This is a genomic window from Achromobacter sp. (genome assembly GCF_032102605.1).
In the GTDB taxonomy this organism is placed as follows: Bacteria; Pseudomonadota; Gammaproteobacteria; order Burkholderiales; family Burkholderiaceae_B; genus Achromobacter.
In genome coordinates this window covers 912,815-939,378 of the sequence record NZ_DAMDGT010000001.1, presented here as the reverse complement: position 1 = coordinate 939,378, position 26,564 = coordinate 912,815, and the positions used below count along the sequence as shown (strand labels likewise).

25 protein-coding genes are annotated in these 26,564 nt (G+C 67.8%); 20 read left to right on the top strand and 5 right to left on the bottom strand.

Translation table 11 applies throughout. The features are described from left to right. Position 1: 1 nt before the first annotated feature. From RT614_RS04420 to RT614_RS04395, 6 genes are all read left to right on the top strand, one after another. Entirely contained in the window at positions 2-1,525 is a 1,524-nt protein-coding gene (locus tag RT614_RS04420) for an altronate dehydratase family protein (RefSeq protein ID WP_313620550.1), read from the top strand. A 24-nt stretch (positions 1,526-1,549) separates the two neighbouring features. Continuing rightward, positions 1,550-2,356 (top strand): 4-hydroxy-2-oxoheptanedioate aldolase, encoded by an 807-nt coding sequence (gene hpaI / locus RT614_RS04415; RefSeq protein ID WP_313620549.1) that lies wholly within the window; start codon positions 1,550-1,552, stop codon positions 2,354-2,356. 65 nt (positions 2,357-2,421) lie between these two features. Beyond that, positions 2,422-2,913, top strand: coding sequence for a hypothetical protein (locus RT614_RS04410; RefSeq protein ID WP_313620548.1), 492 nt, complete (start codon positions 2,422-2,424; stop codon positions 2,911-2,913). An 8-nt stretch (positions 2,914-2,921) separates the two neighbouring features. Beyond that, complete coding sequence (locus tag RT614_RS04405) at positions 2,922-3,143, top strand: hypothetical protein (RefSeq protein WP_313620547.1); 222 nt, start codon at positions 2,922-2,924, stop codon at positions 3,141-3,143. 219 nt (positions 3,144-3,362) lie between these two features. Continuing rightward, on the top strand, positions 3,363-4,835 hold the full coding sequence (locus tag RT614_RS04400) for a hypothetical protein (RefSeq protein ID WP_313620546.1): 1,473 nt from the start codon (positions 3,363-3,365) through the stop codon (positions 4,833-4,835). A gap of 116 nt (positions 4,836-4,951) precedes the next feature. Beyond that, positions 4,952-5,629, top strand: a complete 678-nt coding sequence (locus RT614_RS04395) for a ProQ/FinO family protein (protein ID WP_313620545.1) — start codon at positions 4,952-4,954, stop codon at positions 5,627-5,629. Between the two features lie 105 nt (positions 5,630-5,734). On the opposite strand, the gene RT614_RS04390 is transcribed toward RT614_RS04395, so the two are convergent. After that, entirely contained in the window at positions 5,735-6,331 is a 597-nt protein-coding gene (locus tag RT614_RS04390; RefSeq protein WP_313620543.1) for a DUF4202 domain-containing protein, read from the bottom strand. Positions 6,332-6,620: 289 nt separating this feature from the next. Between RT614_RS04390 and RT614_RS04385 the strand changes: the two genes are divergently transcribed. The 14 genes from RT614_RS04385 (at position 6,621) to RT614_RS04320 (ending at position 22,140) form a co-directional block, all read left to right on the top strand. Continuing rightward, positions 6,621-7,355 (top strand): FadR/GntR family transcriptional regulator, encoded by a 735-nt coding sequence (locus tag RT614_RS04385; RefSeq protein ID WP_313620542.1) that lies wholly within the window; start codon positions 6,621-6,623, stop codon positions 7,353-7,355. A gap of 225 nt (positions 7,356-7,580) precedes the next feature. Further along, positions 7,581-9,086 (top strand): ABC transporter substrate-binding protein, encoded by a 1,506-nt coding sequence (locus RT614_RS04380; protein ID WP_313620541.1) that lies wholly within the window; start codon positions 7,581-7,583, stop codon positions 9,084-9,086. 105 nt (positions 9,087-9,191) lie between these two features. Beyond that, on the top strand, positions 9,192-10,109 hold the full coding sequence (locus RT614_RS04375) for an ABC transporter permease (protein ID WP_313620540.1): 918 nt from the start codon (positions 9,192-9,194) through the stop codon (positions 10,107-10,109). After that, positions 10,106-10,975 carry an ABC transporter permease gene (locus RT614_RS04370; RefSeq protein WP_313620539.1) on the top strand — a complete coding sequence of 290 codons (870 nt, stop codon included), beginning with the start codon at positions 10,106-10,108 and terminating at the stop codon, positions 10,973-10,975. Before RT614_RS04375 ends, RT614_RS04370 begins: the two co-directional genes overlap by 4 nt. A 4-nt stretch (positions 10,976-10,979) precedes the next feature. Continuing rightward, entirely contained in the window at positions 10,980-11,981 is a 1,002-nt protein-coding gene (locus RT614_RS04365; protein WP_313620538.1) for an ABC transporter ATP-binding protein, read from the top strand. After that, positions 11,978-12,790 (top strand): ATP-binding cassette domain-containing protein, encoded by an 813-nt coding sequence (locus RT614_RS04360; RefSeq protein WP_313620537.1) that lies wholly within the window; start codon positions 11,978-11,980, stop codon positions 12,788-12,790. Before RT614_RS04365 ends, RT614_RS04360 begins: the two co-directional genes overlap by 4 nt. Then, positions 12,787-13,923 (top strand): YncE family protein, encoded by a 1,137-nt coding sequence (locus RT614_RS04355; protein WP_313620536.1) that lies wholly within the window; start codon positions 12,787-12,789, stop codon positions 13,921-13,923. Before RT614_RS04360 ends, RT614_RS04355 begins: the two co-directional genes overlap by 4 nt. A 68-nt stretch (positions 13,924-13,991) precedes the next feature. Further along, positions 13,992-14,978, top strand: coding sequence for a DctP family TRAP transporter solute-binding subunit (locus RT614_RS04350; protein WP_313620535.1), 987 nt, complete (start codon positions 13,992-13,994; stop codon positions 14,976-14,978). Then, complete coding sequence (locus RT614_RS04345) at positions 14,978-15,457, top strand: TRAP transporter small permease (RefSeq protein ID WP_313620534.1); 480 nt, start codon at positions 14,978-14,980, stop codon at positions 15,455-15,457. The genes RT614_RS04350 and RT614_RS04345 overlap by 1 nt, the downstream gene beginning before the upstream one ends. Further along, a complete protein-coding gene (locus tag RT614_RS04340) occupies positions 15,457-16,740 on the top strand; it encodes a TRAP transporter large permease (protein WP_313620532.1) in 1,284 nt (427 codons plus the stop codon). Before RT614_RS04345 ends, RT614_RS04340 begins: the two co-directional genes overlap by 1 nt. Next, positions 16,737-17,666 (top strand): HpcH/HpaI aldolase/citrate lyase family protein, encoded by a 930-nt coding sequence (locus RT614_RS04335; protein ID WP_313620531.1) that lies wholly within the window; start codon positions 16,737-16,739, stop codon positions 17,664-17,666. Before RT614_RS04340 ends, RT614_RS04335 begins: the two co-directional genes overlap by 4 nt. Beyond that, complete coding sequence (locus RT614_RS04330) at positions 17,663-19,375, top strand: thiamine pyrophosphate-binding protein (protein ID WP_313620530.1); 1,713 nt, start codon at positions 17,663-17,665, stop codon at positions 19,373-19,375. The genes RT614_RS04335 and RT614_RS04330 overlap by 4 nt, the downstream gene beginning before the upstream one ends. An 18-nt stretch (positions 19,376-19,393) precedes the next feature. Beyond that, a complete protein-coding gene (locus tag RT614_RS04325) occupies positions 19,394-20,644 on the top strand; it encodes a Zn-dependent hydrolase (RefSeq protein ID WP_313620529.1) in 1,251 nt (416 codons plus the stop codon). After that, complete coding sequence (locus RT614_RS04320) at positions 20,641-22,140, top strand: aldehyde dehydrogenase (RefSeq protein WP_313620527.1); 1,500 nt, start codon at positions 20,641-20,643, stop codon at positions 22,138-22,140. Before RT614_RS04325 ends, RT614_RS04320 begins: the two co-directional genes overlap by 4 nt. Positions 22,141-22,153: 13 nt before the next feature. Here the strand turns inward: RT614_RS04320 and RT614_RS04315 are convergent, their stop codons facing one another. From RT614_RS04315 to garD, 4 genes are all read right to left on the bottom strand, one after another. After that, entirely contained in the window at positions 22,154-22,507 is a 354-nt protein-coding gene (locus RT614_RS04315) for a hypothetical protein (protein ID WP_313620526.1), read from the bottom strand. 101 nt (positions 22,508-22,608) lie between these two features. Next, on the bottom strand, positions 22,609-23,586 hold the full coding sequence (locus RT614_RS04310; RefSeq protein ID WP_313620524.1) for a tripartite tricarboxylate transporter substrate binding protein: 978 nt from the start codon (positions 23,584-23,586) through the stop codon (positions 22,609-22,611). Between the two features lie 69 nt (positions 23,587-23,655). Beyond that, positions 23,656-24,705 carry an SMP-30/gluconolactonase/LRE family protein gene (locus RT614_RS04305; RefSeq protein WP_313620522.1) on the bottom strand — a complete coding sequence of 350 codons (1,050 nt, stop codon included), beginning with the start codon at positions 24,703-24,705 and terminating at the stop codon, positions 23,656-23,658. A 60-nt stretch (positions 24,706-24,765) separates the two neighbouring features. Beyond that, the gene (garD, locus tag RT614_RS04300) at positions 24,766-26,340 is read right to left on the bottom strand and encodes a galactarate dehydratase (RefSeq protein WP_313620520.1); all 1,575 of its coding nucleotides are present in this window, start codon (positions 26,338-26,340) and stop codon (positions 24,766-24,768) included. Between the last annotated feature and the right edge of the window lie 224 nt (positions 26,341-26,564).

Here is a 26,564-nt window from a genome sequence, read left to right as displayed (position 1 = left end):
GGTGAATCCCTCCCCTTTGATCCGGCTGCACGCCAACGACAATGTGCTGATCGCCCGGCATGCCCTGGAACTGGGCATGTCCCTGCCCGCCCTGGGCCTGCGCGTTCGCGCGCAGGTGCCGGGCGGCCACAAGATCGCCGCCAACCGCATTCCGGCGGGCGCGCCGGTGCGCAAGTACGACGCCATCATCGGGGTGGCGGCGCGCGACATCGAGGCCGGCGACCACGTGCACACGCACAATCTGGCGCTGACCGACTTCGAGCGAGATCCGGCGTTCTGCCGCGACGCCAGGCCCGTGGCCTTGCTGGACGAGGCCGAGCGCGCCACCTTCCAGGGTTTTTTGCGTGCCGACGGACGCGTCGGCACGCGAAATTTCATCGGCATCCTGGCGTCGGTGAACTGTTCCGCGACGGTCATCCATCACATTGCGCAGCACTTCACGCCGGATCGCCTGGCCGCGTTTCCCCACGTGGATGGCGTCGTGGCGTTCGCGCAGACGAGCGGCTGCGGCATGTCGTCGCCCAGCGAGCACTTCGACGTCCTGCGGCGCACGCTGGCGGGCTATGCCCGGCATCCGAACCTGGCGGGCGTCCTGATCGTGGGCCTGGGCTGCGAGCGCAACCAGGTGGCTTCGCTGGTCGAGTCGCAGGCGCTGGAGGGGGACGAGCGGGTGCGCACGCTGGTCATGCAGGATACCGGCGGCACGCGCGCGACCATCGCAGCGGGCATCCGGGCCATCGAGGACATGCTGCCGCAGGCCGATGCCGCCAGGCGCAGCACCGTGTCCGCCAGCCACCTGAAGATCGGGCTGGAGTGCGGCGGGTCCGACGGCTTTTCCGCGATTACCGCCAATCCCGCGCTGGGCGCCGCCATGGACATCCTGGTGCGGCACGGCGGCACGGCCATCCTGTCCGAGACGCCCGAAATCCACGGCGTGGAATACATGCTGACCCGCCGCGCCGTCACGCCCGAGGTTGGCCAGAAGCTGCTGGACCGGCTGGCCTGGTGGGAAAAGTACACGGCCGGGCACAACGCGCAGTTCAATGGCGTCGTGGGCCACGGCAACCAGCAAGGCGGGCTGGCCAACATCTTCGAGAAGTCGCTGGGTTCGGCCATGAAAGGCGGCACGACGCCGCTGCAGGCCGTATATGAATACGCCGAGCCCATCGACCGCGCCGGCCTGGTCTTCATGGATTCGCCAGGCTATGACCCGGTGGCGGTCACGGGACAAATCGCCAGCGGCGCCAACCTGATCTGCTTCACCACGGGCCGCGGCTCCATGTTCGGCTCGAAGCCGGCGCCAACCCTCAAGCTTGCGAGCAACAGCGCCATGTACGCCCGGTTGGAGGAAGACATGGACATCAATTGCGGAGCGGTGCTGGACGGCGAGGTGGACATCGGACAGATGGGACAACGCATTTTCGAGCACATCCTGCGCGCGGCCTCGGGCGCGCCAACCAAAAGCGAAGCCCTGGGTTTGGGCAACCACGAGTTCGTGCCCTGGCATCTGGGCATCGTCAGCTGATTCAGCCATCGGGAGCATTCACGCATGCCGGCACAAAACTCCTTCAAATCCGCATTGGCCGCGGGACAAGCGCAAGTGGGCCTGTGGCTGTCCATGGCCGATCCCTATCTGGCCGAGGTCTCCGCCACGGCCGGCTTCGACTGGCTGCTGATCGACGGAGAACATGCTCCGAACGACCTTCGCGGCACGCTGGCCGCGCTGCAGTCCGTGGCGCCTTATCGCTCGCAGCCCGTCGTGCGCGTGGTCGCGGGTGAAACGCCGCTCATCAAGCAGATGCTGGACATCGGCGCCAGGAACCTGCTGGTTCCGATGGTGGACACGGCGAGCCAGGCGCGCGCCGTGGTCGCGGCCACACGCTATCCGCCGCAAGGCGTCCGGGGCGTGGGCAGCGCCGTGGGCCGCGCGTCGCGCTGGAGCGCCCGCGAAGACTACCTGGACGTGGCCGACGACGAAGTGTGCCTGCTCGTGCAGGCGGAAACGGTCGAGGCGCTGGCGAACCTGGATGCGATCTGCGACGTGCCGGGCGTGGATGGCGTCTTCATTGGCCCGGCGGACCTGGCGGCTTCCATGGGTTATCGCGGCCGGCCCGGCCATCCCGAGGTGCAGGCCGCCATCGAACACGCCATGCAGGTCATCATCGCGCACGGCAAGGCGGCCGGCACGCTCACGTCAAACCCTGAACTGGCGCGGCGCTACCTGATGCTGGGATGCACGTTCGTCGCGGTCGGCGTGGACGTGCTGCTGTATGCGAACACCGCGCGCCAACTGGCGGCCAGCTTCCTGTCGTCGGATGCGCGGGCCACGCCGTCCGGCGTATCAGACGCCTACTGACCCTGGGCTGAACGGGTGAACCGTAAGGAATTACGGCCTTGCAAGGCCGGGCGTTCAGGCATAAATTGATCGGTACCGCTTTTCGATCGGCCATCACGATCTGTCCGCCCGATTCGCGCGCGAAGGTTGTTTTCTATCTTTTGTTCCCCCAAAGGAGCGATGCGATGCAAGTAAAACACCTGCTTGGCCCAGCGGCCGTAGCCCTTTCAATCCTGTTCGCCCCTCCCGGCGTGGCCGCCCCTCCCGAACCTGCCCCCATCATCACGGGCAAACACTGGACGGAATCGGACGCCAACTTGAAAAAGGCCTATCTGCTGGGCATGGCGAATGTCCTGCAGGTCGAACAGGCCTATCAGCAGCGGAAGGCGCTTCCGGATTCCCAGACGATCGTGCCGAAATTTGCCCGAGGCCTCCAAGGCCAGACGCTGGACTCCGTGCGCGAGACCGTGGACCGCTGGTATGCGGCCAATCCGAGCCAGTTGGATCGTCCCGTTGTAGAGACCATCTGGTTTGAGGTCGTCATGCCCGCGACGTCCAAGACGAAACGTACCCCCTAGGAGCCGCCATGAAGACTATCCGGACGATAGGAGTGGCCATCGCGATGGTATCGCTGGCCGCCTGCACGAACATGACCAAGGAACAGCAAGGCACCGTGACGGGCGGCATAATGGGCGCCGCAGCCGGCGCCGGCATTGCCGCCATCGCCGGCGGCAGCGCCTGGACCGGCGCCGCCATCGGCGCCGCCGCGGGCGGTATTGCCGGCAACATCCACGGCGCAAACCAGTAACGCCACGGCGCCGCGCCCCCGGGGGGCGTGGTGCTTGTCCCTGCCTTCCCGACGCCGGCTCGCGCGATGAGCGCCAGCCGGCGTTTTCTCGTCCTTGCACTGACGTGAGACCAGCCCGGGCCAGTACGTTCCCATCCCCCGCCGCGCCTACCGGCCATCCGGATACCCTGCTACGCTTTGCGCCGCGAACCCAACCCAGCGAAGCAGGATTTCCGATCCATGATGTACCTCTTGTGGTCCCTACCCGCGCTGACCGTGATCGGCGCGATCGCCAGCGGCCGTGTGAACACGACGACCGCGGCGGTGCTGGGACTGCTCGCGGCCATTCCCATCGCGCTTTTCGCGGCTCCCACCTCATTCACGCTTGCCCAGCTTGCCGTTGCGCTCAAACGCGGCGCGTGGATCGGCTGGATCATCACGCCCTACATCCTGGGCGGGCTGCTGTTCTGGCAAATGGCGGCACAGCGGCGCGCCGGGCCTGACCACGGGGCGCGCGAAAGCTCGGCGACGAGCCTCGATCTGCTGGAGCGCCGCAGGCTGCTGTTCTTCGCCTGCTTCCTGGTGGGTCCGTTCGCCGAGTCGGCCACGGGCTTCGGCGTGGGCATGCTGGGCACCGTGCTGCTGATCCGGCCGCTGGACTTGAAGCCCCGCGAGACCATGGTGTTCGCGCTGCTGAGCCAGACGCTGATCCCCTGGGGCGCGATGGGCAGCGGCACGCTGCTCGCCTCGGCGTATGCGCGCGTGCCGGCGCCGCAACTGGCGCTGTACAGCATGGTCCCGGTTGCCCTGCTGATGATCATCTGGCTGGCGCTGTTCTGGCGGACGGCCGACCGCGCCGGCCTGCGCGCGCCCGCAACGGAGCGCGGCCGCGAAGCCGTCTGGATGGCCGCAAGCCTGGCGCTGCTGAGCGCCGCCACGGCGGTGCTGGGGCCAGAAACCGCCTTGCTGGCAGCCTATGGCCCGCTCATCGTGCTGCGCTTCCTGGCGGACCGCAGGCCGGATCGCGCACAGGCGCTGGCGGCGGCGCGCCGAGCCTTTCCCTACATCATCCTGATTGCCTTGCTGGTCACGACGCGGCTCGTGCCCGGCCTGAATCGCGGCCTTGCCAGCCTGGCGCAGTGGCGCCCCTATGCCGACCTGCCCGCATGGACGCCCTTCCTGCATGCGGGCACCTGGCTGATCGCGGGTGCCCTCGCCATGACCGCGTGGCAGCGGCGTCCCGGGACCCTGGCCGCGCAGGCCCGCGCGGCCTGGAAGACCGGGCGCCATGCCGTCCTGTCCGTCTTTCTGTTCGCCATGATGGCCGAGGCGCTTGCAGGAGCCGGCATCTCACAGGCCTACGCCGATGGACTGTTTTCCAGCCTGCGCGACTGGACTATCCTTATCACGCCGCTGCTGGCCGGCGCCTTCGGTATCCTGGCCAACAGCGGCAATGCGCCAAACAGCCTGTTCATGCCATCCCAGCTATCATTAGCGCTTCAGGCAGGCCTGAACGTCCCCGCAGCGGCCGCGCTGCTGCATGTATCGGGCACGGCGATGGGCATTTTCTCGCCGGTGCGGATGTCGATTGCAGCCGGGCTGGCCCATGGCCACGGACAGGAACGCGGCGTGTATGTTCTACTACTGCCGTTTGCCCTGGCCGCGTTCGGCATCCTGCTGTCGCTGGCGTTGCTGGTGGTCGTTTCCACGTAGCGGTTTTCCGGGACGGCAAGCCGGCGGAAAACGCGGGAAGCGGATGGCGCTGAACGGTCGACAAATGGCGGCGTAGCGGACACGCTCGCGGCTTCAACCTTTTTTTTGTGTAGCACATGGGACTAGAACAATTAGCCGCGATCCGGGAATTGCTGATCAAGCAGAATCCTGAAAAGGCGGGCTCCAAGAAAGAATCGCGCCCAGAAGGCGCCGAGAAGCCGCGCCGCCCGCAAGGCGCCGCAAAGGGCCCGCGTCCGCAGAACGGCGACAAGGGACAGCGCGCGCAAGCTGGTGGCAAACCGCAGCGCGCGCAGTCGGGCGACAAGCCGCAGCGCGCTCCGCGCGCCGAAAAGCGCGAAGCGCCCGTGGATCCGGTCGTCGTGGCCATCTCGCGCCTGCAGCGCCATTTCCCCAAGGCCTTCCCCAAGAATCCCGCGCCCAAGCTGCCGCTCAAGCTGGGCGTGCTGGCCGACCTGGTGCAGCATGCGCAGCAGCTGCAGTTGGACGAGGCGCAGATCAAGGAAGCCGTCAAGACATGGTGCGACGGCCGCCGCTACTGGGCCAGCATGGTGGAAGACGCGCCGCGCGTGGACTTGAACGGCGAACCCGCCGGCGCAGTGACCACCAACGAAGCGCGCCACGCCAAGCGCATGGCGTCGCGCAACGCATCGCGTAACGCCGCGCGCGCCCGCGCCGAGAAAAAGGCGCAGACCGCCGCTGCTGAAGCCCCCGCTTCCACCGACGCGCCCGCCCCCGCAGCGCCGGCAGACGCAGCACCGGAAGCTTCCGAGTAAGCAACACCTGCTTTAAGAGCAATACAGGCCTGCCGCAGGCCGGGATGCGAATCCCGGCCTGCGGCAGGCCTGTATGTTTGCGGGTCCGGAGCTTGCCAGACCGGCCTAGCCGCCCGCCTCCAGCGCCGCCAGCGCTTGCTGCAGATACTCCGTCCCCTTGGGCGTATACGGCAGCGTCATGGCCTGCTGGTGGCCGGCGCCATCCATCTTCAACAGCGATTTGCGCAGGATCTCGACGATCTTGTCCGGGTGCGCGGGATGGAAGGCCTCGTACTGGTATTGCAGGAACACCAGGCACAGCGCGTTTTCCATGACCTGGACGTCGGGGTCCTGCTTGATCCCCTGCTTCATCAGGATGGCGCCCACGCGGTCGCAGGCGTCTTGCGGATAACCGGCCCGCTTCATGATGTCTTGCGCAACGCCCGCGTGATGCCGGGCCAGCGCCTTGCGCCAGGTCAGATAACCGATCCTGCCTTCCGGATAGCTGTCCCGCGTGATTTCCCAGCGGCCGATGTGTTGGCACCGTGACGCCAGGATCAACGCACCGGACGCATCGGGCGCCAGCTTCATGACCCATTCATGCAGTTTCTGCGCAAGGAACAGCTCCTGCGGACAGGTCTGGCCTTCCCACGAAAACTGGTGGGGATCGGCGGCGTTGTAGTCGTCAAAGCGGCGCAGTGTCTGCTGCAGTCGATCGTTCATGCGGGCGGCTTCCGGGACAGGCCGACGGACAACGTCGGCGCGGGTATGGGTAAGGTGCGGCAGTCATCATACCCATCACGCCGCCGATAGTGGTTTTCCCTATAAATCGCAGAAAACCGCGCGCATGCGATTCCCAACGCCGTTCTGCTCCGGTACATTTCGTCCAGTGGCCTGACCACTGGACCATCAGGCACCCTGGCAATGTCAGCTTTAGACCGCATCCGCGTCAAGACACAAGGTTCCCCAAACCCATTACGCTCTACACCCCGATCATTCCATCCGTCCAACCATGACCGCTCTCCAGGCCGTTGCCTCCACCCGCCTCTATCGCATGATTGCCGACCAGATCGCCGCGCGCATCAAGGCGGGCGACTTTCCCGCAGGCGGCAGGCTGCCCGCGGAACGTGAACTGGCCGAGCAGTTGCAGGTGAGCCGCGCCTCGGTGCGCGAAGCCCTGATCGCGTTGGAAATCGAGGGGTACGTAGAGGTGCGCGTGGGCACCGGCGTATTCGTATGCCAGCCGCGGGAAGACGGCCAGTATCAGGAAACGCGCGACGCGCAGCCCGCCGCCAACGGCGTCGAGGCCACGGACATCGGCCCCTTCGACCTGCTGGAGACCCGGCTGCTGATCGAGCCCGAATGCGCCGCGCTGGCCGCGCAGAAGGCGTCGCCCGCGCAGATCGCGGCGATCCGCGCCGCGCACGACGGCATGTCGCTGACCGAATCGCCCAGCATCCATGACCGGGCCTTTCATTCCGCGATCGGCGCGGCCTGCGGCAACGCCGCGCTGGCCGCCGCGATTTCGCACATCTGGCACCTGAGCACGCTGAGCCCCGTATTTCACCGTCTGGAAGAACACTTCGTGACCACCAAGGTGTGGATCGAAGCCCAGAAGGAACACGAACGCATCCTCGCGGCCATCGTCGACCGCGATCCCATCCGCGCGCGCCACGCCATGCACGACCATCTGGTCGGCATCCTGGCGCGCCTGCGGGAAGACTTTGGCAGTGTCGGGATCCGATGACCAGATGAACCGCTAACCCCTGATTCGCCCGCGCGCCCAAGCGCGCAGGCCCCTCCCCGTCGACCTTGCATGCACCGCCGGCGCCCGATGGCGCCGCCCGCGGCAACGGGATCGGCTTGCCGATCGAATCGCAGCATCCGCAATACCAGCAGTACCAGCAGCACCCGCAGTACCCGCAATGCCCGAAGTTCAAGACAAATACTTAAAACACATCAAGGTGAAAAAATGCAGCTGACCCGTACCGTGAAGCTAGTGAGCGCGGCGCTATTGGCGCTAGGCGCCACCGTCGCCCAGGCCAACAAGGCTGACAACTCCCTCAACATCGCCTTCGACGCGGCGCCCGCCACGCTGGACGCGTACAAGGAATCGGACCGCCCAGGCCTCGCGCTGGCGCGCATGGTCTTTTCGGGGCTGCTGCAGAAGAACCAGGACACGGGCGAGTTCGGCCCCGCCATCGCCACGGGCTACAAGTTCGTGGACGACACCACCATCGAGCTGCCGATCCGCAAGGACGTGAAGTTCCATGACGGATCGCTGCTGACGATCGACGACGTGCTGTACACGCTGAACCTGGTGTCTTCGGAAGGCTACAAGGCGCGCTTCCAGAACCAGGTGGCCTGGATCGCCAAGGCCGAAAAGGCCTCGGACGACACCGTGCGCATCACGATGAAGACGCCGTATCCGCTGGCGCTGGAGATGCTGTCGGAAAACCTGCCCATCTACCCGCGCAAGTACTACGAGGCCAACCAGTCGGACATGGGCGCCAAGCCCATCGGCACCGGCCCGTACCGCCTGGTGGAAAGCCAGCCCGGCAGCCGCTACGTGTACGAGCGCTACGAGGATTATTTTGGCGCCAAACCCGCCGTGAAGAAGCTGGTGGTGCGCGTGCTGCCCGACGCCAATACGCAATACGCCGAACTGCTGTCCGGCGGACTGGACTGGATCTGGCGCGTCCCGCCCGACGTGGCCAAGCGCATGGAGAAGACGCCCTCGGTCACGGTCAAGAGCAGCAGCATTATGCGCATCAGCTATATCTCGCTGAATCCGCGCTTCGACGACGGCAAGTCGCCGCTGGCCAAGCAGGAAGTGCGCCAGGCCATCAACTACGCGATCGATCGCGAGGCGATCCGCAAGGCGCTGGTGGGCGGCGCATCCAAGGTCATCAATGCGGCCTGCAACCCGGCCCAGTTCGGCTGCGCCGGCGACGTGCAGACCTACAAGTTCGATCCCGCCCGCGCCAAACAGCTGCTGGCGCAGGCCGGCTACCCCAATGGCGTCACGCTGGACCTGGTGATCTCGGCTCCCCCGCGCGCCATCCTGGACGCGGCCGCCGCACAGATGGCGCAGGCCGGCATCAAGCTGAACCTGGTGGAACAGCAGTACGGCACCGCCATGACCAACTGGCGCGAGGGCAAGATCGCCATGCTGTCGTCCAACTGGGGGTCCTACGGCATCGCCGACGCCGCGCTGTCCACCAGCAACTTCTTCCGTGGCGGCCCTGACGACCAGGCCCGCAACCCCGAGGTCATCAAGTTCCTGCAGACCGCGGACACCACCGTGGACCGCGACGTGCGCGCCAAGAACTACGAGGCCGCCCAGAAAATCGTGGCCGAACAGGCTTACTGGGTGCCGCTGTGGAACCACTCGCTCAACGCCGTGCAGGCCAAGGACCTGAATTTCTCGGTCGACGGCGACGAGTTCCCGCGCTTCTACAAGGCCGCCTGGAACTGATCCGGCTTGCCGGCCGCGCCGGCGCGTAATCCTTCCTTCAGGTCCGGACGCCGATGCGTCCGGGCGGGACCGTGCGCGCCGGCGCAAGAGGAAAGAGGTTGACCCATGATTGCATTCCTGTTTCGCCGTTTGCTGGTCGCCGCCCTGCTGGTGGTGTTCGTGTCGCTGATCAGCTTTTCGCTGGTGTTCGCGTCCGGCAACCCCGCCGCGCGCCTGGCGGGCGAAGGCAGCGCGGCCGACGCCGCCCGCCTGTCGCAGCTGCACGGCTTTGACGATCCCATCCTGGTGCAGTACGGCCGATGGCTGGCCGGCGTGGTGCGCGGCGACTTCGGCGACAGCCTGTACTTCAGCCGGCCCGTCGCCGAGCTCCTGGCGCAGCATTTCCCCGCCACCGCCAAGCTGGGCCTGGCCGCGATGGCGTTCGCGCTTTTGCTGGCGATTCCGCTGGGCGTGCTGGCCGGACTGCGCAAGGGTTCGCTGATCGACCGCTTCACGATGATGCTGTCCGCCTGCGCCCAGGCGATGCCGCCGTTCTGCCTGGCGTTCCTGCTGATCATCGTCTTCAGCGTGCGCAACCAGTGGCTGCCCGCCTCCGGCTTCGACACGTGGAAGCACTACGTGATGCCGGTCGTCGCGCTGGGCCTCTTCGCCATGCCGGCGATGCTGCGCCTGATGAAATCCGAAATGGAAACGGTGCTCGCCACCGACTACATCCGCACGGCGTGCGCCATGGGCCTGGGCGGCGCAAGCGTGGTCGGCAAGTACGCCCTGCGCAACGCGCTGCGGCCCCTGGTGTCCCTGGCCGCCGCCCAGATGGGCACGCTGCTGGCCGGCTCGGTCGTGATCGAGACCGTGTTCGCCATCAATGGCGCCGGGCTGCTGGCCTGGACTTCCATCCTGCGCGGCGACTTTCCCACGATGCAGGCGCTGATCCTGATCTTCGCGCTGATCTACATCGTCCTGACCCTGGCCGCCGACCTGATCAACGGCTGGCTGGACCCCCGAGTGCGAGCCGCGACATGAACGATACCCTTGCCTCTCCCCTGCCCGCCGCCCCGCGCGGCCAACGCCTGGCGCGGCTCGGCCGCAACACGGGCGTGGCCCTGCTGGCCCTGCTGGTGCTGGCGGGCCTCGTCGGCCCCTACCTTATTGCCCACGATCCCTATTCGCAGGACCTGCTTGCCCGGCTGCAGGAGCCAGTCTGGGCCGAAGGCGGCGACTGGAACCACATCCTGGGCACCGACCAGCTTGGACGCGACGTGCTGGCCCGCGCGTTGTACGGCGTGCGCGTGTCGGCGCTGATCGGCCTGTCCGTCGCGCTGATGGGCGGCCTGATCGGCACGACGCTCGGCGTGGCCGCCGGCTACTTCGGCGGCGCGGTGGACCGCGTCGTCTCGTTCCTGATCACGGCGCGCCTGGCGTTGCCCATCATCCTGGTGGCGCTGGCCGTGGTGTCGGTGGTCGGCGCGTCGCTCACGGTGGTGGTGCTGGTGCTGGGCCTGCTGCTGTGGGAACGCTACGCCCTGGTGGCGCGCACGATGGCGGCCGGGCTGCGCAACGCCGAATTCGTCACCGCGTCGCGCCTGCAGGGCTGCACGCATCTGCAGATCATCTGGCGCGACATCCTGCCCAATCTGGTCGGCAACCTGCTCATCATCGGCACCGTGGACGCAGCCATGGCGATCACGCTGGAAGCCTCGCTGTCGTTCCTGGGCCTGGGCGTGCCGGCGCCGATGCCGTCGCTGGGCCTGATGATCGCCGAGGGCAAGGAAAACATGCTGTTCCAGCCTTCTTTGGTGGTGATTCCCAGCGTCGTGCTGTTCCTGCTGGTGCTGTGCGTCAACCGCGCCGGTGAAAGCCTGCGCGCCATCCAACTGAAGAAAGGATGACCCGATGACCGACACCACCAGCCATCCGCTGCTGCGGGTCCAGGACCTGCACATCGACATCCACACGCCCACGCACGTCAAGCACGTCGTGCGCGCCGTGGACTTCACCCTGGAACGCGGCAAGACCCTGTGCATCGTTGGCGAATCCGGCTGCGGCAAATCGCTGACCGCGCTGGCCCTGCTTGACCTGCTGCCGGCCGCCGCGCGGCGCCGCGTGGCCCGCCTGGAGTTCGCGGGCCAGGACCTGGCGTCGCTGACGCCGGCCGCCCTTGCGCAGCTGCGTGGCGCGCGCATCGCCATGATCTTCCAGGACCCCATGACGTCGCTGAATCCGGTGTTCGACATCGGCACGCAGCTCATCGACGTGCTGCGCCGCCACAAGCGCGTCAGCCGGCGCGAGGCCGCCGAACGCGCCGAGTACCTACTGCGCCGTGTCGGCATCGCCAATCCCGGCGATCGCATGCGGCAGTATCCGTTTGAACTGTCGGGCGGCCTGCGCCAGCGCGTCATGATCGCGATGGCCCTGATGTGCGGCCCGGAACTGCTGATCGCCGACGAGCCGACGACGGCGCTGGACGTCACGGTGCAGGCCGAACTGCTGGACCTGCTGCGCGACATCCAGGCCGAATTCGGCCTGGGCATGGTGTTCATTTCGCATGACATGGGTCTGGTGGCACGCATCGCCGACCACGTCATCGTGATGTACGCGGGCGACATCGTCGAAGGCGGCACGGTGCGCGACGTGCTGGAGCGCCCCAGCCATCCGTACACCTCGATGCTGCTCAACTGCATTCCGCAACCCGGCCGCACCGCGCCGCGCACCGACCTGCCGACCATTTCCGGCGCCGTGCCGTCGCTGGACACGCCCATCACCGGCTGTGCCTTCCGCGAACGCTGCCCTGTCGCCGAACCGCGCTGCTCGCAGCCCTTCGCAGCTGCGGCGCAGCAGGGACACCGCTGCCTTTGCGTGAAACCCGGCGCGCTGCGCCAAGGAGTTCCGGCATGAGCCAGCCCTCTTCTTCCCAAGCCGGCATCAGTCTGAACGGCCTGTCGTTCCAGTACGCCCGCGCCAGCCTGTTTTCGCGCCGCCCCGCGCCCCGGATCCTGCACGACATCGACCTGCACGTGCCCGCGGGACGCACCGTCGGGCTGGTGGGCGAATCCGGAAGCGGCAAGTCCACCATCGCCAAGCTGATGCTGGGCCTCCTGGCGCCCACGCAGGGCGAGGCCCTGCTCGATGGCCGGCCGCTGACCGCCATGCCGGCGCGCGCTCGCGCCCGCCGCATCCAGATGGTGTTCCAGGATCCGTATTCGTCGCTCAACCCCCGCCGCACCATCAACGAAATCCTGACCGCCCCGCTCCGCGTGCACGGCATCGGCGATACCCAATCGCGCGCCGCCTCCGTGCGCCGCATGATGGACGCGGTCGGGCTGGTGCCGGCCTTCGCAGGCCGCTATCCGCGCGAGCTTTCCGGCGGACAGCGCCAGCGCGTGGCGATCGCCCGAGCTCTGATGCTGGAACCGCAGCTTCTGATCTGCGACGAGCCGACCTCGGCGCTGGACGTTTCCGTGCAGGCGCAGATCCTGAACCTGCTCATGGCCCTGCAGCGCGAGCGCGGACTGGGCTATCTGTTCATCAGCCACAACCTGGCCGTCGTGCAGCACATCGCGGACGACATCGTGGTGCTGCAAGGCGGCCGCGTGGTGGAACGCGGCGCAGCCGACCGCATCTATTTCGCGCCCGAGCATCCCTACACCCGGCAGCTGATCGGCGCCACGCTGGCCGTGCCGCAGGCCGAGGAGCTGGCCGCATGAACCCGTCCCGCGAACCGCACTACCTGTTGGTGGGTAACGACGAGAAGGTGACCTGGGACGACGGCCAGATCCGCTTCCTGGCGCCCGGCCGCGACACCCTCAGCATCTTCGATGCGGGCGCCAATGCCGCCGCGCCGGAACTGGCCGCGACCATCGCCCTGCCCAACTCGCTGTTCGGCCCCCCGGTCAACCTGGCCGTGGCGCCAGACCAGCGGCTGGCGCTGATCGCCGATTCGATGGCTTGGCTGCCTGGCGAAAGCGGCCAGAACTGGACGCCCGCGCCCGGCCGCGACGTCCACGTGATAGATCTGGCCGCCAGGCCGCCCGCCGTGGTGCAGACGGTTCAGGCGGGCTTGCAGCCGTCGGGCCTGTCGATCAACCGCGCCGGCACGCTGGCGCTGGTGGCCAACAAGGCCGGCCATTCCGTATCCGTGCTGCGCATTGCAGGCGGCCGGGTGAAGGTCTGCGCCGAGGTCGACATGGGCACGGCCGTCGTCGCGGTGTCTTTTTCTGCGGACGGCAGGCGCGCCTTTGTCGTGAAGACGGACACGCATCGGCTGGGCGTGCTGCACATCGACGAAAGCGGCCCGACGCCGCGCGTGACGCATGACCCCGCCGAAGACCTGACCACTGGCCTGGTGCCCTTCAACCTGGTGGTGTCGCCAGACGGCGCGCTGGCGCTGGTCGTGGACATGGGCAGCGCCACGGCGTCCGACGGCCACGCCGATTCGGTCAGCGTCGTGGACCTGGCCGGTTCGCCGCCCCGCGTGGTGGACCGCGTCATGGTGGAAGACGGCCCCGAGGGCATCGCCATCAGCCCGGACGGCCGCTACGCCGCGGTCGCCATCGTGCAGGGGTCGAACAATCCCTCCAGCGCCTGGTTCCACCATCCCCGCGGGCAGATCGTGCTGCTGCGCATCGACGGGCTGCGCGTGACCCGCGCCGGCGCCATCGAGGTCGGCGCATTGCCCGAAGGCGTGGCTTTCAGCCCCGACAGCCGCTTTCTCTACGTCGGGAATTTCCTCGACGCCAACATGCAGGTCCTGGCCGTGGGAGACGACGGCCTATCCGATACCGGCACGCGTATCGACCTGCCCGGCCACCCCGCCTCGATGCGGGGGCAATCCTATTGAGCGGGGCCGCACCCCGCCGACGTTCCACCATCACTCATCCCTATCCATCCCGAATCTGGAATCCCGCCATGACCTTTGCCACCCGGAAACTCTCGTCCCTCCTCGGCGTCGCCCTGCTGGCCGCCGCCCCGTTCGCCGCGCACGCCGTGGACATCAAGCTCGGCCACGTGCTGGCGCCCAGCCATAGCTGGAACAAGGCCGCCGAAGGCTTTGCCGCCGAGGTCAAGGAAAAGACCAACGGCCGCGTCAACTTCGTGCTGTTCCCCAGCGGCCAGCTGGGCAATGAAAAAACCATGCTCGAAGGCCTGCAGATCGGCAGCCAGGGCGCGGCCATCATCGGCTCGGGTTCGCTGCAGCCGATCGAACCCAAGTTCGGCGTGGTGGAACTGCCCTACACGTGGTCCACGTCGCAGCAGGCCTACAAGGCCTATGACGGCGAACTGGGCGAGGCGCTGGCCAAACTGGCCGACAAGAAGAACCTGACCATCATTTCGTGGTGGGAAAACGGCTTTCGCCACGTCACCAACAATCGCGGCCCGGTGAACAAGCCCGCCGACCTGGCCGGACTGAAGACGCGCGTCACGCCGGACAAGATGCGCCTGGACACCTTCACCGCGCTGGGCGCCAACCCGGCTCCGCTGGCCTTCGGCGAGCTGTACTCGGCCCTGCAGCAGAAGGTGTTCGACGCGCAGGAGAACCCGCTGTCCATCATCTACACCTCGTCCTTCTTCGAGGTGCAGAAATACCTGTCGCTGACCGGCCACGTCTGGGGCCCGGCCAGCCTGATCATTTCGAAGCCGGTCTGGAACCGCATCTCGGCCGACGACAAGAAGGTCGTGCAGGCGGCCGCCGACAAGTGGCGCGACGCGCAGCGCAAGATGATCAGCGAAGGCGACCAGCAGTTCGTCGCCCAGCTCAAGGACAAGGGCATGCAGGTCAATGAGGTCGACAAGGCCACCTTCGCCGCCGCCGTGGAGCCGGTGTGGAAGACCTATTCGGTGACCTACGGCCCCGAGCTGATGGCGCTGGTCCAGAAGTACCGCGAGGCCAAGTGATGCTCAACCGACTGTCCGCCGTTCTGTCGGGCATCAGCAAAGCCATCGCCGCCCTGGCGGTGGCCTTGCTGGCGATCCTGATCACCTACGTGGTGTTCGCCCGGTTCGTCACGCACACCACGCCTCATTGGGCCGAGGAGCTGCCACGCCTGGTGCTGGTGTGGTCCGCCTTCATCGGCGGCGTCGCCTGCAGCTACGAGCGCTCACACCTGATGGCCGGCCTGCTGCCCTTCGTGGTGCGCAATCCGCGCGTGCTGGCAGCCTTCGAGCGCCTGAACCAGGTGCTGATCATCGTCGGCCTGGTTGCGCTGGGCTACGCCGGGTGGCAACTGGCCGAACTTACGATGGACCAGACCCTGCCCGCGCTGGACGTGTCCGCCGGCACGGTGTACCTGGCGCTGCCGTTCGCCTGCGCGATCACCGTCGTGGTCCATCTGGCCCAGCTGTTCTCTCCCGCCCCCGCCGCAAAGGAACAATGATGTCTTCGGGTGCTCTCTTTCTGATGGGCGTGTTCACGATCACGATCCTGATCGACATGCCCATCGCGTTCGGCCTGGTGCTGTCCTGCCTGGCCTATCTGGCGGTCTACGACTCCGCCCCGCTCATGGTGGCGGCCCAGCAGTACGTAGTGGGGCTGGACAGCTTCACGCTGCTGGCGATTCCGCTTTTCATCCTGGCGGCCCAGCTGATGAACGGCGCGGGCCTGACCCAGCGCATCGTACGCCTGTGCGCCGCCATCGTGGGCGACATCAAGGGCGGCCTCGCCGTGGTCGCCGTGCTGGCCTGCCTGATGTTCGGCGCCTTGTCGGGTTCCGGCGTGGCCGACGTGGTGGCCATCGGCAGCCTGCTGCTGCCGGCCATGGCGCGCAGCGGCTACGACAAGGGCTTTTCTTGCGCCCTGGTCGGCAGCGCGGGCGCCACGTCCACCATCATCCCGCCCAGCATCGTGCTGATCGTCTACGGCACCATCACCGACACGTCGGTGGGCAAGCTGTTCATGGCCGGCATCATTCCCGGCATCCTGCTGGGGCTGTCGCTGATCGGCGTGGCCATCTGGCAGTCGCGCAAGCACAACTGGGCGGGCGGACAGCCGTTCTCGTGGCAGGAACTGCGCGCCGCGGCGATCGAGGCCCTGCCCGCGCTGATGGTGCCCGTGCTGATCATCGGCGGCATCCGCTTCGGCATCTTCACGGCCACCGAGGCGGCATCGAGCGCCATCGTGTACGCCTTGCTGATCGGCTTCTTCTGGTACCGCACGCTGAGCCTGAAATCCTTGTGGGACAACCTGAAGTCCACCGGCGAAAGCAGCGCGTCCATCCTGCTGATCATCGGCGCGTCGGGCCTCTTCGCCTGGGTGCTGGTGGCCGAGCAGGTGCCGCAGGCGCTATCCACGCTGCTGGTTGAATGGACCGACAGCCGCACCGCCGTGCTGCTGGTGCTGACGGTCGTGCTGCTGCTGCTGGGCACGTTCATGGAGGCGATTCCGGTCATCATCATCGTGGCGCCCGTGGTCATGCCGGTGCTGGCCCACTACAACATCGACCCGGTCCACTTCGGCATCCTGCTGTCCATCAACATGGCGATCGGCGCCAACACGCCGCCCGTGGGCGTGGATCTTATGGCCGCCTGCAAGATCGGCGGCATCAACATGATGCAGACGCTGCGCCCGCTGTCCTGGATGATGCTGGCCATGACCGCGGTCATGCTGCTGCTGACGTTTGTTCCCGAACTTGTCCTGTTCCTGCCGAGGCACGTGCAATGACCCCCGCCCTTACCCCTCGCCGTCCGGCCGCCCTGCGCCGCAGCTGGATGTTCGTCCCCGGCATGGATGCCGCGGCCCAGGCCGCCGGCCTGGCCAGCGGCGCCGACGCCCTGGTGGCCGACCTGGAAGAATTCACCGCGCCCAAGGACCGGCCGGCGGCGCGCCTGCGCATCGCCGCGCTGTTTGCCGACTGCCGCGCCCGCGGCGTGGTGGCCGCCGTGCGCATCAACAAGCTGGAAGAAGACGGCCTGGCCGACCTGCGCGGCGTGATGCCGGGCGCGCCCGACGCCGTGTTCCTGCCGCATGCGGAAAGCGCGGCGCAGATCGCCGCCCTGGACCAGGCCATCACCGCGCTGGAATCCGAACTGGGCCTGCCTGCCGGCGGAACGGAGATCGTGCCCACACTGGAATCCGCCCTGGGCGTGCACCGCGCCTACGAGATCCTGACCGCCAGCCCGCGCGTGTCCGCCTGCCTGCTGGCCGCCGAAGACCTGACGGCCAGCCTGGGCGCCGAACGCGGCAAGGACGGCGTCGAATTGCACCACGTGCGCGCCCGCTTCCTCGTCGATTGCACCGCGGCCGGCTGCATGCCCATCGATTGCCCGTTCAACTACCGCGACCTGCCGGCGCTGGAAGCCGACGTGCGCTGGGCGCGCCGCATCGGATTGAAATCCAAGTGCGCCACCGTGGCCGAACAGATTCCGGTGATCCACGCGGTGTTCACCCCCGCGCCCGCCGAGGTGTCCGCCGCCCTGGATTGCGTCTCGCGCTTCGAGGCGCAGCGCGCCGGACGCCAGGACGCCGAACGCATCGATCCACCCGTCTACAACACCGCGCGCCGCTTGCTGGCGCGCCATCGCCAATTCGAACAGTGGGCCGCCGAGCGCCGCGCGCAGGCCGTCCCGCCACAAGGAGACTCCGCATGACGTCAGCAGCAATTCCCGAACGCAATGGCGGTCAGATCCTGATGCAGCAGCTGCGCATCCATGGCGCGCGCCGCGTATTCATGATTCCGGGTGAAAGCTACCTGCCCTGCATCGACGCGCTGAATGAACACACCGACGCGATCGAGCCGATCGTCTGCCGCCAGGAAAGCGGCGCCGCGTACATGGCCGAGGCCTACGGCAAGCTGACGGGCGAGCCCGGCATCTGCTTTGTCACCCGCGGCCCGGGCGCCACCAACGCCAGCATCGGCGTCCATACGGCCTACCAGGACTCCACGCCCATGATCCTGTTCGTGGGCCAGGTCGGCAACGACTTCATGGAGCGCGAGGCGTTCCAGGAGATCGACTACCGCCGGATGTTCGGCCAGATGGCCAAGTGGGTCGCGCAGATCGACCGCACCGATCGCATCCCCGAATTCATTTCGCGCGCCTTTGCGGTGGCGACCAGCGGCCGTCCCGGGCCCGTGGTGCTGGCGCTGCCCGAAGACACGCTGTGGGGCCGCGCCCGCGTGGCCGACCTGCCGCGCTACCCGCGTGTGCACAGCCATCCCGGCGCCGCCGATCTGGCTCGCATGACCGCGCTGCTGGACGCCGCCGAACGCCCGTTCCTGCTGCTGGGCGGCAATGGCTGGCGCCAGGAAGCCGTCGACCAGATCGCCGGTTTCGCCGAACGGTTCGAGCTGCCCGTGGGCACGGCCTGGCGCCGGCTGGAATGCTTCGACCAGCGCCATCCCCACGCGGCCGGCCACGTGGGCTGGGCCATGACGCCCGCGCTGCGTCAGCGCCTGCGCGACGCCGACCTGGTGCTGGCGGTGGGCACGCGCCTGGGAGAGGCCACGACGGAAGGCTACACGCTGATCGAAAGCCCCCTGCCGCGCCAGAAGCTGATCCATGTGTACCCGGACGCCGCCGAACTGGGCCGCGTGTTTTCGCCCACGCAAGCCATCGTGGCCGACGTCGCCAGCTTTGCCGCCGCCGTGGCGGACCTGGCGCCCGGCCATGCCGCGCCGCGCGGCGACCTGGTGCGCGCCGCGCATCAGGAACTGGTCGACAGCCTTTCGCCCCTGCCGTCGCCCGGCCCCATGAGCCTTGACGCTGCCGCCGCCTATGTCGACGCGCACCTGCCGGCGAACGCCTGCGTCACCGTGGGCGCGGGCAACTACGCCCTGTATCCGCACCGCTACCGCCGCTACGCGGGTCCCGGCACCAGCCTGACGCCCACCGTCGGATCGATGGGCTATGGCCTGCCGGCGGCGATCTCCGCCAAGCTGGAAGACCGCCAGCGCCACGCGGTGTGCTATGCGGGCGACGGCTGCTTCCAGATGAACATGCAGGAGCTTGGCGTGGCCATGCAGTACCGCCTGGGCATCGTCGTGCTGGTGTTCAACAACGGCATCTGGGGCACCATCCGCGCCCACCAGGAGCGCGAGTTTCCCGCGCGGCCGATTGCGCTGGGCTTCGAGAACCCGGACTTCACGCAGATCATCCGCGGCTACGGCGGCTACGGCGAAGCGGTGGAGAACACAGCCGACTTCGGGCCGGCCTTTGAACGCGCGCTGGCCTTCGCCGAACGTGAAAGCCTGCCCGCGCTGCTGGAGATCCGCTACGACGCCAACGGCATCGCGCCCGGCGAGACCCTCATGGGCATCCGCGAGGCCGCGCAACAACGCATCGCCCGCACGGGCCACTGACAACACGGTGATTTCGACATGACGACGACTATTTCGATCAATGGACAGCGGCTGTGGCAGTCGCTGATGGACCTGGCGCAAATCGGCGCCACGCCCAAGGGCGGCAACTGCCGCCTGGCGCTGACGGCGCTGGACGGCCAGGGCCGCGACCTGGTCACGGGCTGGATGCGCGACGCGGGCATGACCCTGCGCGTGGACCAGGTGGGCAACATCTTTGCGCGCCGCGCCGGCCGCAACAACGACCTGCCGCCGGTCATGACCGGCAGCCATATCGACACCCAGCCCACGGGCGGCAAGTTCGACGGCTGCTACGGCGTGCTGGCCGGCCTGGAAGTCATGCGCAGCCTGAACGACCACGGCGTCGTCACGGAAGCGCCGCTGGAGGTCGCCATCTGGACGAACGAGGAAGGCTCGCGTTTCCTGCCCGTGATGATGGGCTCGGGCGTGTTCGCCGGAAAGTTTCCCCTGGAAGTGGCGCTGTGCGCCCGCGACCATGACGGGAAATCGGTCGCCGACGAGCTGGCCGCCATCGGCTACGCCGGCGCGGACCCGGTGGGCGGCCGTCCGGTGGGCGCCTATTTCGAAGCCCACATCGAGCAAGGCCCCATCCTGGAACACGAGGAAAAGGTGGTCGGCGTGGTGACCGGTTCCCTGGGCGTGCGCTGGTATGACGTGTCCGTGACCGGCATGGAAATGCACGCCGGCCCGACCCCGATGCCGATCCGGCGCGACGCGCTGTACGCCGCCAGCTTCCTGCTTCAGGCCGTCGTGGGCATCGCCAACGACAACCAGCCCCACGGCCGCGGCACGGTGGGCGAAATCCACGCCCACCCGGGCTCGCGCAACGTTATCCCGGGCCAGGTGCGCTTCACGGTGGACCTGCGCCACGAGGACGAAACCACGCTGGCGGGCATGGACGCGCGCTGGCTCGCCGCGTGCGCCGAGGTCGCGGAAGGCCATGGCGTCACCGTGGACGTGAAGCAGGTCCAGTACTTTCCGCCCACGCCGTTCGATTCCGATCTGGTGGGCAAGGTGCGCGACGGCGCCGCCCGCCGCGGCCTTGCCGCGATGGACATCGTGACGGGCGCCGGCCACGACGCCGTCTACATGGCCAGCGTCACGCCCACCGCCATGATCTTCGTGCCGTGCAAGGACGGCGTCAGCCACAACGAGATCGAGGACGCCAAGCCCGCCGACCTGGAGGCGGGCTGCAACGTGCTGCTGGACGCCATGGTGGCGCGCGCCAACGATACGCAGGTCCGCTCATGACCGCGCGCGACGCCGACTACTGGCGCAGCCGCGCCGCCGCCCTGTCCATCCGCGGCCAGGCCTACATCGACGGCGCCTATTGCGACGCCGCGGACGGCGCGACCTTTCTCGCCGCGAGTCCGATAGACGGCCGCAAGCTGGCCGACGTGGCCGCGTGCGGACCCGCCGACGTGGACCGCGCCGTGGCGGCGTCCCGGCGCGCGTTCGAGTCGGGCGTGTGGGCCGGCCTTGCCCCGCGCCAGCGCAAGGAACGCCTGCTGCAGTTCGCCCGCCTGATCGATGCGCATCAAGAAGAGCTGGCCCTGCTGGAGACGCTGGACATGGGCAAGCCGATCCGCGATGCCCTGGCCTTCGACCTGCCTGAGACCGCGCGCTGCTACGCCTGGTACGCCGAGGCCATCGACAAGATCTACGACGAGATCGCCCCGACCGGCCCCGACGCCCTGGCCACGATCACCCGCGAGGCCCTGGGCGTCGTGGCGGCGGTGGTGCCCTGGAACTATCCGCTGATGATGGCGGCGTGGAAGGTCGCCCCTGCGCTGGCCGCGGGCAACAGCGTGATCCTCAAACCTGCCGAACAGGCCTCGCTGTCGGCGATCCGGTTGGCCGCGCTGGCGGAAGAAGCCGGCATTCCGGCGGGCGTCTTCAACGTCGTGCCCGGCCTGGGCGCGGTGGCGGGCCAGGCCCTGGGACGGCATCCGGACGTGGACTGCATTGCGTTCACCGGCTCCACCGCCACCGGCAAGCGGTTCATGGAGTATTCCGGGCAGTCCAACCTGAAGCGCGTCTGGCTGGAATGCGGCGGCAAGTCGCCGCACATCGTCTTCGACGATTGCCCGGACCTGGACCGCGCGGCGCAGGCGGCCGCGCTGGGCATCTTTTCGAACCAGGGCGAAGTCTGCATCGCCGGCTCGCGGCTGTACGTGCAGGACGGCATCTACGACGCGTTCATGGAGAAGGTGGCCGCCTACGCCGCCGGCCTGCAGCCCGGCGATCCGCTGGACCCGGCCACGGTCATGGGCGCCATGGTGGACGAACGCCAAATGCGCGGCGTGCTGGACCGCATCGCGGCCGGCAAAGCCGAAGGCGCAACCCTGCGCATGGGCGGCGGCCAGGCCCTGGGCGCCACCGGCGGCTACTACATCGAGCCCACCATCTTCGAATGCGCGAGCCAGGACAATTCCCTGGTGCGCGAAGAAATCTTCGGCCCGGTGCTGGCCGCACAGCGCTTCACCACCGAGGACGACGCCATCCGCCTGGCCAACGACTCCATCTACGGACTGGGCGCGGGGCTGTGGACGGCGAACCTGTCCCGGGCCCATCGGCTGTCGCGCCGCCTGCGCGCGGGGCTGGTCTGGGTCAATTGCTACGCCGAGGGCGACATCTCCGTGCCGTTCGGCGGAGTCAAGCAATCGGGCTTCGGACGCGACAAGTCGCTGCACGCGCTGGACAAGTATTCGGACCTGAAAACGACGTGGATCAGCCTGACGGTCTGACCAAGACGCGGGGCTACCGCGGCAGTGCGGGCGCCGGGGTCAGCGGCCCGATCGGCGTCTGGCCCGGCCGGGCCGGCATCGGCGGCAGCCAGGTCTTGGTCGGCGACTTCAGGCCGGGCTGGTCCTGGGGCCGTGCAGGCGCTGCCTGCGCGGGCGGATAGCGCGAGCCCGGGCACGACGTGCCCAGGCAATCGCGATTGATCTTTCCCGGATCCACGATGCGCGGGCAGTCCGTGCCCAGGCAGGTATCCGGCAAGGTGCGCGCGGACGACGGCGGTTGCGGAACGGTGGGCAGCGGATCCCGGGCTTGCGCCGGCCCGCCATAGGCCATTGCCGACAACGCTGCCGCAACGATCAGGGATTTCATCGAGGGCTCCACCGGGTTGGCCCGGCCTGCGCCGGGCGGTCTAACGTCCCAGTGTGCGCCCACCCCCGCCCCGTTGCAAGGCGGGGGGCACCGCGCCGGAATCAGTCCAGGCGGATGTCGGCGCTGGCCACCACCTTGGCCCAGCGGGCGCGTTCGCTGTTGAAGAACTGCGAAAGTTCGGCCGGGTTCTTGGTGACGATTTCGGCGCCCTGCTCGTTGAGCTGCGCGGCCACGTCGGGCTGGCTGACGATCTGCGCCATCAGGGTCTGCAGGCGCGCGGCCACTGGGTCGGTCATGTTGGCGGGCGCCATCACGCCTTGCCACGTGCCCGATTCGAAGCCGGTCACGCCCTGTTCGGAAATGGTCGGGATGTCCGGCACCAGCTTCATGCGCTCGTTCTTCGAAATGGCGATGGCGCGCAGCTTGCCGGACTTGATGTGCGGCAGCGTCGCCAGCAGACCGTTCATGATGATCTGCGTCTGGCCGCCGATCGTGTCGGTGACGGCCTGCGAGCCGCCCTTGTACGGCACGTATTCCCACTGCGCGCCGGTGGCCTGCTGCACCGCCACGGCGGCCAGGTGCGGCGCGCTGCCGATGGCGGTCACGGCGAAGTTCAGGCGCTGCTTCTTGGACAGCGCGACGAGTTCCTGCACCGTCTTGGCCGGAACGTCCGGATGCACGGCCAGCACGTGCGGCGAATAGGCCAGCATGCCGACCGCGCGCAGGTCCTTGGACGGGTCGAAGGTCAGCTTGGTGTAGACGGACGGGCTGATCGCCAGCGCGCCCACGTCGCACAGCAGCACCGTATGGCCTTCCTGCGCCGACTGCACCACCAGGCCGGCGCCCAGGTTGCCGTTGGCGCCGGGCTTGTTCTCGACCACGACGGTCTGCTTGAGCACTTCAGCCAACCGGGGCGCCAGGATGCGCGCGATGATGTCCGACGAGCCGCCGGGCGGGTAAGGCACGACGATGCGGACGGGCCGCGTCGGCCATTCCGACGATTGGGCCCATGCCGGCACCAGGGGCGTCAGGCAAAGCGCCGCGGCGCTGCCCAGGAACTGTCTCTTGCTCGGGTTCATGCTGTCTCCACACTGTTTGGTATGTGTGCTGAATTTCCCGCGGCCTGGTGAGGCCGCGGTGGGGTATTTCTATGCCGCGCCGCGGGTCTCCACGTACAGGGCATAGAGTGAATGGCTGCTGGCCATGAACAGGCGGTTGCGCTTGGCGCCGCCGAAGCACAGGTTGGCGCAGCGTTCCGGCAGCCGGATGTGGCCGATGGGCTTTCCGGCGGGGTTGAACACCATCACGCCGTCCAGGTCCTCGGACTTGGCGTCGGGCGAGCCGTTGCTGCCCCAGCCGCACCAGAGGTTGCCGGCTTCGTCGCACTTGATGCCGTCGATGGCGCCGGGACCTTGGGCGTCGATGTGCAGGCGCTTGCCCGACAGCTTTCCGTCGGCGCCGACGTCATAGGCCCAGACCACGCGGTTCGGCTGGTGGCGGGATTCGACGATGTACAACACCTTTTCGTCGGGCGAGAAACACAGGCCGTTCGGCCCGGCCAGGTCGCCCACGGCCAGCGTCACGGCGCCGCCGGCGGGATCGATGCGATAGACGGAATGCGGCAGCTCGGGCGTGGCCTTGTCGCCTTCCCAGTGCCCGCCGATGCCGAATGGCGGGTCGGTGAACCAGATCGCGCCGTTGCGCTGGCACACGATGTCGTTCGGCGAATTGAAGCGCTTGCCGTCAAAGCGGTCGGCCAGCACGGTGATGCTGCCGTCGTACTCCGTGCGGGTGACGCGGCGCGTCAGGTGTTCGCAGGTCAAGAGGCGGCCCTGGCGGTCGCGGGCGAGCCCGTTGCTGAAGTTGGCGGGATGACGGAACACGCTGATCTCGCCGGTCGTTTCATCCCAGCGCAGGATGCGGTCGTTCGGAATGTCCGACACGAGCAGATAGCGTCCGTCGCCGAACCACACCGGACCTTCCAGCCAGCGAAAGCCCGTGGCCAGCTGCTCCACGCTGCTGCTGTAGATGCGGTACTTGGCGAACTCCGGATCCAGGATCCGGACCGAAGGGTCCGGATAGCGTTGCTGCGGGGTAAAGCTGAAGGACTGCGCCTGCGCAAGGCTGGCGGGTCCCAGCGCAAGCGCGGCGCCCAGCAGCCGGCGCCGGCCGGCCTGGACTTCGGGGGTCATCTCCATCGGCTGTCTCCTCTCGGTGGTTTTATTCTGCGATGGCGCTACGGGATGAACTGGCGTCGTTCAGGTCACTGGACCGGGATTGAACAGCGCCAGGGCGTTGTGCAGCTTGAGTTTTTCCGCACAGGTCTGCTGTTTGCCGCTGGCGACGTCCAGCATCAGGCGGAAAAGCTGCCAGCCCACGTCTTCGATCGAGGCCTGGCCGGTGGCGATGACGCCGGCGTCCACGTCCATCAGATCGTGCCAGCGGCGCGCCAGCGCGGATCGCGTGGCGACCTTGATCACCGGCACCTGCGCCAGCCCGTAGGGCGTGCCGCGGCCGGTGGTGAAGATGTGCAGATTCATCCCCGCCGCCAGTTGCAGCGTGCCGCAAATGAAATCGCTGGCGGGGGTGGCCGCGAAGATCAGGCCCTTGCGCGTCAGGCGGTCGCCGGGCGACAGCACGCCGTGGATCGGCGAAGACCCCGACTTCACGATCGATCCCATCGCCTTTTCCACGATGTTCGACAGGCCGCCCTTCTTGTTGCCGGGGCTGGTATTGGCGCTGCGGTCGGCCATGCCGCGTTGCAGGTAGGCGTCGTACCAGGCCATTTCGCGCACCAGCGCGTCGGCGACTTCGGGCGTCTCGGCGCGCGCGGTCAGCTGGTCGATGCCGTCGCGCACCTCGGTGTTCTCGGAGAACATCACGGTGCCGCCCGCGCGCACCAGCAGATCGGTGGCGAAGCCCACGGCCGGATTGGCGGTGACGCCCGAAAAGGCGTCGCTGCCGCCGCACTGCACGCCCACGGTCAGGTCGGACACCGGGCAGGTTTCGCGCTTGCGGGCATTCAGCTTTTGCAGGTGGCGCTCGGCCGTGCGCATGATGAGCTGGATCATCGAATCGAAGCCGATGTTCTCTTCGTCCTGCAGCACGATGGTGTCGACGCCATTCGTGTCCGCGCCCATGCCCTCGCCCGCCCGGATCGGGATGGCGTTGGGAGCCAGCAGGCGATCCGGCTGCAGCTTTTCACAGCCCAGGCTGACCACCATGGACGTGCCGCCGAAGTTCGGATTGCGGGCGATGTTGTGCAGGGTCTTGATGGGAATCGCCGCGCCAGGCGCATCGATCGCCACGCCGCAGCCGTAGGTGTGCTCGATGCCCACCACGTCGTCCACGTTCGGGTACAGCGGCAGCAGTTCGCGCTTGATGCGCGCCACGGCGTGCTCGACCACGCCCTGCACGCACTGCACGGTGGTGCTGATGGCCAGGATGTTGCGCGTGCCGACGGTGCCGTCGGCGTTGCGATAGCCTTCGAAGGTATAGCCCTCCAGCGGCGCCAGCGGCGCGACCCGGGTGGAGACCGGCAGGTCTTCCAGCGTGCGGGCGGACGGCATGGTGGTGACGCGCTCGTTGATCCAGCTGCCGCGGGGCAAGGCCTTGGCGGCGTAGCCCACGACCACGTTGTAGCGCACCACCGAGTCACCCTCGGCCAGGTCCGCCAGCGCAACCTTGTGCCCTTGCGGGACCGAGTCCACCAGTTGCAGGCCGTCAGGCAGGACGGTGCCTGCGGGCAGGCCGCCCTCGTTGGCCACGATGGCCACGTTGTCCTGGGGGTGAATCTTGATAAGCACTGGCGCCTGCTCTGCTGCAACCTGCATGAAAAATCCTTTTGCCTGATGGACGCCGCGCTACGGGCATCCCGTACGTTATCGTACAACCAAGAGAATATCGCTGAAAGGCTTTGGAAAGGAATTCCGGGTTTCCCCTTGTAAACGGCCAATCTGCTGGGGACACGTATTGAATCCGGCAAATTCATGTTGTACGATGACTCACCTTTCTCCACCGCATCCCGTTCGCAAGCGCCATTCATCGCCTGCGACGG